Origin of the sequence: Microvirga sp. KLBC 81 (assembly GCF_003075415.1) — a bacterium.
Lineage (GTDB): Bacteria > Pseudomonadota > Alphaproteobacteria > Rhizobiales > Beijerinckiaceae > Microvirga.
Genome location: NZ_QDAH01000059.1, coordinates 23553 through 29734, shown reverse-complemented (window position 1 = coordinate 29734; position 6182 = coordinate 23553). Strand labels below are relative to the sequence as shown.

Sequence of the window (6182 nt, the reverse complement as noted above, 5' to 3'; positions counted from 1 at the left end):
CTGGAACCGCGACCTCCCGCAAGAATGTAAGCCATGGCATGGCGGGCAAGAGGCGCGGAAGCAACGCTCGGGCTTGGGCATTTCCTCTCATCCGGCAGCGCTCTTCTGGCCCGCTAGGCTTCCATGCTCACAGATGACGAGAAGTTCCCCAAGGACAAGGGAGGCTATCCGATGGTGTCAACTTCCTAGACCACGGGGGTGTCGACCGTGCAGGCCACCCCCGCCGGGGCAAACTCGATGCGCGCCTCGCCGCCGAGATCCTGGGCCAGGCTGCGCTCGATCATCCGGGTGCCAAAGCCGCGGCGGCGGGGCGGCTCGACCGGCGGCCCGTCCGTCTCGGTCCAGCGCAGCTTAAGGTGCGGCGGGGTGCCATGACGATCCACCGTCCAGGTGAGATCGACTGTGCCATAGGCAGTCGACGGCGCCCCGTACTTGACAGCGTCGGTGGCCAGTTCGTGCAGCGCCATGGCCGGCTGTGTCGCAAATCCAGAGATGGAGCGAGGAAGTAGTAGATTCCTCGCGGTACGCTCACGCGGCCAGTAGCTCGAACTGGTCTGCAAGCGAGAGGTTCGAATTACAGGCATACTTCGCCTGTCCTTTGCGGAACATGTGCACCATTTCGACGCCGCTCAGGATCGCCCTAGCACTGCCCTTGGACTTGAATCCAAGCATCGGCCGGGCCCGCCTCTTGATGGCCCGATGGTCTTGCTCAATGCGATTATTATCGGGCAGTGGCTCTGCCGGATTCGGATCGGTTTCAGCTTGTGCCTTTCTTGCAGCGGATCCGTCGTGTCGCAGGACAGGATCGCTTCGCGGTTGGTTCGGCTACCATCAATGACAATTCGCTCCGGACGGCCATGCCGCTTCAACGCTCGGAAGAGGAAGCGCCTGGCAGCCGTCAGATTGCGCCGCTCACTGAACCGGTACTCAACCGTGTCGCCGTTGTTGTCGATGGCACGATACAGGTACCGCCACTCGCCTCGAACTCTGATACAAGTTTCATTGACATCCATCCTCGACTGACAGGCCGCTTGCGTTGGTTGAATCTATCGAGAAGCTCCGGCAAGTAACGAATGAACCATCTGTGAACGGTCGCATGATCGACGGAGATGCCTCGTTCAGCCATCATCTCCTCGAGGTTTCGGAGGCTCAGATTGTAGGCCAAGCACCACCGGACGCAGAGCAGGATCACCGAACGATCAAAGTGCCTGCCCTTAAACATCGCGTCCTCCGCTACCGAGCTCAAAAATCTGTTCTCACGCTCCAAGCGAAAGTTTCTGGAACGTCGCTTAAGGACTGAATTCGACCCGTTCGGGAAAGTCACTGCTTAGACATACAACATCACGAGACCGAACTTATTGCTCTCCGATGTGCTGGGTTGCAGCCGCTGAAAGGAACACCGTGAACGTCTCGATAAAGGAATGCGCCAAGGGCGTCAGCGGGCGCTGGCGCGACCTGAGTTGGACAATCCCGCTCTCAATCCAAGGTTTAAATGAGCGCACGACAACGCCCCGATCGATGAATTCGCCGGCGGAAAACGCATCGACGATGCTCACTCCCGCACCCTCTGCCACAAGAACACAAGCCGTATAGGACAAGGGCGTTTCGATGAATGTGCTGTGGTCGATTCCGGCCAGTGCAGTATCGATCCTGGACCGAAACAAAGTTCCGGACGCTATCCCGATGAGACGCTCGCCAGCAAGATCTCGTGGCTGAATGATCGAATGGCTTTCGAGCCTGTGGCCTTTGGGAAGTACAACAACGGCCGCAGACGGAATTGGGTCGACCAAAAAGCCGGGCCTCTCAAGGGGGCCGGCTGCATAGCCGAATTCTGCTTGGCCCGCAGCGACCGCCTCGACCACGAGGTGAGATGGCATTCCAAGAACTGATGCATGGACCTGCGGGCGATCCCTCAAGAACTGTCCAAGAAATCGTGGCAGCGCACCGGAGGCCAGGGCAGGGAGAGCGGCAATGCGGAGACTTCCGGCCGCTTGGGCTCGGATGGCTTGGGCCAGATCAGCGATCCGCGAGAGGCCGGCGAACGAGCGTTCAACCTCGGCCAGAAGCGTCACGGCGTCGGGTGTTGGCGTAATTTGGTTTCCCCGACGCTCGAACAAGGACAAACCGGAGGAAGTCTCAAATTCCCGCACCAGCCGGCTAACCGCCGGTTGCGTGATCCCGAGCAGTTCGGCGGCGGCGGTCATGCCGCCCGTCAGCATGACAGCCCGGAAGGCTTCCACTTGGCGGAGGTTAATATTGGGCAACGAGCTTCTCCATAAGGATTTAGCATGGACGCATGCGAACTTCTGATTTGACGTTATGAACGTGCTCTGGAACCCTGGCAAGTATCCGCAAAAGATCGTTCCAGGCGCGGAGGGGAGAATAAAATGACGAGGAAGAGTGTGGCACGCGCTGTGTGCCTTGCCGGGATCAGCGTGCTCGCAATGAGCCAAGCCCAGGCTCAGCAAAAAGTTCTGTATTTTGCTTCTTACGGCGGCTCCTTCGAACAGGCGGTTCGCAAGGAAATCATTCCACCGTTCGAGGCCAAGCACGGTGTCAAAATCGAGTACGTTGCTGGCAACTCGACAGATACATTGGCCAAACTCCAAGCGCAGCGTGGCAATCAGCAAATCGACGTAATTGTGGTTGACGATGGACCCGCCTATCAGGCTGTGGCGCTTGGATTCTGCGGGGACCTGGAACCAGCTGATGTCTACAAGGACGTCTATCCGGTCGTGAAGTTCAAGTCGAATAAGGCTATCGGCGTCGGCCTCGTCGCGACGGGGCTCATGTATAACAAGAAAGCTTTTGAAGAAAACAAGTGGGCCGCCCCTACGTCATGGGCGGACCTGAAGGATCCCAAGTTCAAAAAGAAGCTTGTGGTTCCCCCACTGAACAATACCTATGGGGTGCATGCTCTTATTGCCGAGGCTGCCCTGAATGGCGGCGGTGAGACGAACATCGAGCCCGGCTTCCAGGCTTTCAAAAACGAGATCGGCCCGAACGTGCTGGCCTATGAGCCGTCGCCCGCGAAAATGACGGAATTGTTCCAGAACGGACAGGCTGTAATTGCAGTCTGGGGATCAGGGCGCGCGAAGGCGCTGGCCGATACGGGCTTCCCGGCGGAGTTCGTCTACCCGAAGGAGGGCGGGATCGCGCTTGGCACCGCAGCCTGCACGATTGCGGGATCGAAGAACAACAAGGAAGCTCAGGCTTTCGTGCAGTACCTGGTTTCCCCAGAGGTGCAGCGCATTCTGGCTAAGAGCGCTGGCTTCGGGCCTGTCAACCAGACCGTAACGCTCTCACCCGACGAGCAGAAGGGCGTCCCTTACGGGGAGCAGGCAAAGAACCTGCGGGCCGTCGACTGGGATGTTGTCAACCAGCACCGCGAAGACTGGAACAAGCGCTGGACCCGCGAGATCGAGCGGTAAACACGCTCCGGACCTTATCTTCAAAAGGATTTGACCGATGTCCTATCTGGCGCTCGAACGGCTGACCAAGGCTTACGGCAACGTGTTGGCCGTCGACGCTCTCGACCTGACGGTCGTGAGGGGTGAGTTCATCTCGCTCCTCGGACCGTCTGGTTGTGGCAAGACCACCACCTTGCAGATGATCGCAGGGTTTGTCGAGCCAACCTCAGGTCGTGCAATGCTCGACGGCACCGATCTCTTTGGCGTCCGGCCCAACAAACGTGGGCTCGGAGTCGTGTTTCAAAGCTATGCCCTGTTTCCGCATGTGACAGTCGCGGAGAACGTGGCTTTCGGCCTCGAGATGCGGGGCGTGCCTCGCGCCGAGCGCGAGCAGCGTGTCAACCAGGCCCTCGATCTCGTCGGTCTGACGGGAATGGCTGACCGGTACCCACGCCGGATGTCGGGCGGTCAACAGCAGCGTGTGGCGCTAGCCCGCGCGTTGGTGATTCAACCTGCGATCCTGCTGCTGGATGAGCCCCTCTCCAATCTCGACGCCAAGCTGCGGGAGGAGATGCAAACCGAGCTTCGGACCATTCAGCGTTCCGTTGGGACGACGACAATTCTGGTAACGCATGATCAGGGCGAGGCCATGGCTTTGTCGGACCGGATCGTGATCATGAACAAGGGGCGGGTCGAGCAAATCGCGCAACCGGACGAGGCCTATGCCCGGCCAGCCAGCGCATTCGTCGCAAACTTCCTTGGCAAAACGAATGTTCTTTCGGCAAAAGTGGTGAACGAGGGCAACCGACAGGTTGTGGACATGGCGGGCTTTCGTCTGCCGGTCCCGGACCGATCCCTGTCCGGAGCAGTGACCGTAACTGTTCGCCCGGAGCGGATTGCATTTGTTGATGATCCGGCGCCTGGCGTGCAAGGTCGCGTTCACACGCGGGTTTTTCAAGGGACGCATTGGCTGTTCCACATTGAAACGGAGCTTGGCGCTCTTATTGTTCTTCGTCAAAACGATGGTGTGGCGGTGCCGTCGGAGGGTGAAAATGTTCGTCTGGCTTGGGGTGAGAACGATGTTCTGATCGCAACCTCAGGAGCGATGTGATGACGGCGAACCCTAAGCTCGCCCCGCTGCTCCTCAGCGGTCCGGCCCTCCTCGTCTTCATCGGCCTTGTGATCGCGCCGCTCGTGATGACGGCACTCCTCTCGTTCTACGATTGGGGGCAGTACAAAGGGATCGTTGCCGAGTTCACTGTCAAGAACTGGCACGAAGTCCTCGTCGATGATTACTATTACGAGATCTTTGGTCGAACATTGCGGATCGCGTTGTTCGTCACACTGATCGCCGTCCTGATCGGCGTACCCGAAGCCTATATCCTGAACCGAATGACGCCCCGGTGGCGAGGTGTGTTTCTCCTGGTTGTCATTGGGCCGCTGCTCATATCCGTGGTCGCCCGGACATTGGGATGGGCTCTTTTGTTCGGGTCGACCGGATTGATCGGCCAAGCGTTGCTCACGCTGGGGCTCACGCGCGAGCCGGTCGATTTGATGTTCACTGAAACCGGCGTGATCATTGCACTCACGCACGTTCTAGTCCCCTTCATGGTTCTGGCAGTGATGGCGGCCCTGCAGCGTCTCAACTCCGACGTTGAAAATGCCGCGATGTCGCTCGGAGCCCCCGCGTTTACAGTTTGGCGACGGGTGGTCCTGCCCCAAATCATCCCTGGAATCCTCTCGGGTTCGGTGATCGTGTTCGCGCTCGCCGCAAGCGCTTTCGCGACGCCCGCGATCATCGGAGGGCGGCGTTTGAAGGTCGCGGCCACTCTGGCGTATGACGAGTTCCTTAACACGCTGAACTGGCCCCTCGGCGCGGCGATTGCGATGATCCTCCTCGTTGCGCTCGTTGCCATCATTGTCGGATCAAACCGCCTGATCGAACGGCGCTACGCACAGGTGTTCGAATGAGCCGCAACGGTCCTCTGGCTCTGGCCTTTCATGCAATCTTCGTCATATTCATCCTCGCGCCGATCGTTGTGGTGTGTGCGGTGGCCTTCACTCCAGAAGGTTATCTGTCGCTGCCCACGAAGGGGTTCAGCCTCCGGTGGTTCAAAGCCATTTGGAATTATCCGGAGTTTCTCCGGGCCTTCCGGGACAGTCTGTGGCTTGCTGCGCTTTCATCGACAATTGCGATAGGGCTTGCAGTCCCGGCGGCTCTGGCGATCGCCCGCTATCGCTTTCTTGGGCGAGAAGCCATCACGGCATTGTTTCTGTCGCCGTTGATGATCCCACACGTTGTTCTTGGCATTGCATTCCTCCGGTTCTTCTCGCAGATCGGCTTGAGTGGCTCTTTCCTGGGATTGATCCTGAGTCATATCATCGTGGTCCTGCCGTTCGCCTTGCGCCTGGTGCTGGCGGCCTCCTACGGAATCGATCAGCGTATCGAGCATGCCGCCATATCCCTTGGCGCCAACTCGTTCGTCACCTTCCGCCGTGTGACACTGCCGCTCATCATGCCTGGGGTGGTGTCAGGATGGGTGTTGGCCTTTATCAACTCATTCGACGAGGTGACCATGACCGTGTTTATCGCCTCGCCGTCGACCACAACGCTCCCTGTCCGGTTGTTCCTGTACATTCAGGACAACATCGATCCGCTCGTCAGCTCCGTCTCGGCGTCCCTGATTCTGATGACAGCGGTCGTGATGATCGTGCTCGATCGACTGTTCGGCCTCGATCGTCTCTTCCTCGGGAGCGCCAAGAGCTAGAACC

6 protein-coding genes and 1 pseudogene are annotated in these 6182 nt (G+C 58.9%); 4 read left to right on the top strand and 3 right to left on the bottom strand.

Annotated features, from left to right (window positions below; translation table 11 throughout):
* Positions 1-185: 185 nt before the first annotated feature.
* From DC522_RS24960 to DC522_RS24950, 3 genes and pseudogenes are all read right to left on the bottom strand, one after another.
* The gene (locus tag DC522_RS24960) at positions 186-584 is read right to left on the bottom strand and encodes a sensor histidine kinase (protein WP_165820296.1); all 399 of its coding nucleotides are present in this window, start codon (positions 582-584) and stop codon (positions 186-188) included.
* Positions 529-1222 (bottom strand): annotated as a pseudogene (locus tag DC522_RS24955) (IS6 family transposase). Before DC522_RS24955 ends, DC522_RS24960 begins: the two are co-directional and overlap by 56 nt.
* A gap of 133 nt (positions 1223-1355) precedes the next feature.
* Positions 1356-2264, bottom strand: coding sequence for a LysR family transcriptional regulator (locus tag DC522_RS24950; protein ID WP_245444499.1), 909 nt, complete (start codon positions 2262-2264; stop codon positions 1356-1358).
* Between the two features lie 123 nt (positions 2265-2387).
* On the opposite strand from DC522_RS24950, the gene DC522_RS24945 reads away from it, so the two are divergent.
* From DC522_RS24945 to DC522_RS24930, 4 genes are read left to right on the top strand one after another with little or no spacing between them, the layout of a single operon-like run.
* Positions 2388-3431: an ABC transporter substrate-binding protein gene (locus tag DC522_RS24945; RefSeq protein WP_165820298.1), complete on the top strand. Its 1044-nt coding sequence runs from the start codon at positions 2388-2390 to the stop codon at positions 3429-3431.
* 37 nt (positions 3432-3468) lie between these two features.
* Positions 3469-4521 (top strand): ABC transporter ATP-binding protein, encoded by a 1053-nt coding sequence (locus DC522_RS24940; RefSeq protein ID WP_116531302.1) that lies wholly within the window; start codon positions 3469-3471, stop codon positions 4519-4521.
* Positions 4521-5381 (top strand): ABC transporter permease, encoded by an 861-nt coding sequence (locus tag DC522_RS24935; RefSeq protein ID WP_116531301.1) that lies wholly within the window; start codon positions 4521-4523, stop codon positions 5379-5381. The genes DC522_RS24940 and DC522_RS24935 overlap by 1 nt, the downstream gene beginning before the upstream one ends.
* Positions 5378-6178: an ABC transporter permease gene (locus tag DC522_RS24930; RefSeq protein ID WP_116531300.1), complete on the top strand. Its 801-nt coding sequence runs from the start codon at positions 5378-5380 to the stop codon at positions 6176-6178. The genes DC522_RS24935 and DC522_RS24930 overlap by 4 nt, the downstream gene beginning before the upstream one ends.
* Positions 6179-6182: the final 4 nt, after the last annotated feature.

What these genes read in the sequence shown, in the direction of transcription:
- DC522_RS24945 (WP_165820298.1), top strand. Translation starts at nt 2,388, where the DNA reads ATGACGAGGAAGAGTGTGGCACGCGCTGTGTGCCTTGCCGGGATCAGC.
- DC522_RS24930 (WP_116531300.1), top strand. Translation starts at nt 5,378, where the DNA reads ATGAGCCGCAACGGTCCTCTGGCTCTGGCCTTTCATGCAATCTTCGTC.
- DC522_RS24960 (WP_165820296.1), bottom strand. Translation starts at nt 584, where the DNA reads ATGCCTGTAATTCGAACCTCTCGCTTGCAGACCAGTTCGAGCTACTGG.
- DC522_RS24935 (WP_116531301.1), top strand. Translation starts at nt 4,521, where the DNA reads ATGACGGCGAACCCTAAGCTCGCCCCGCTGCTCCTCAGCGGTCCGGCC.
- DC522_RS24940 (WP_116531302.1), top strand. Translation starts at nt 3,469, where the DNA reads ATGTCCTATCTGGCGCTCGAACGGCTGACCAAGGCTTACGGCAACGTG.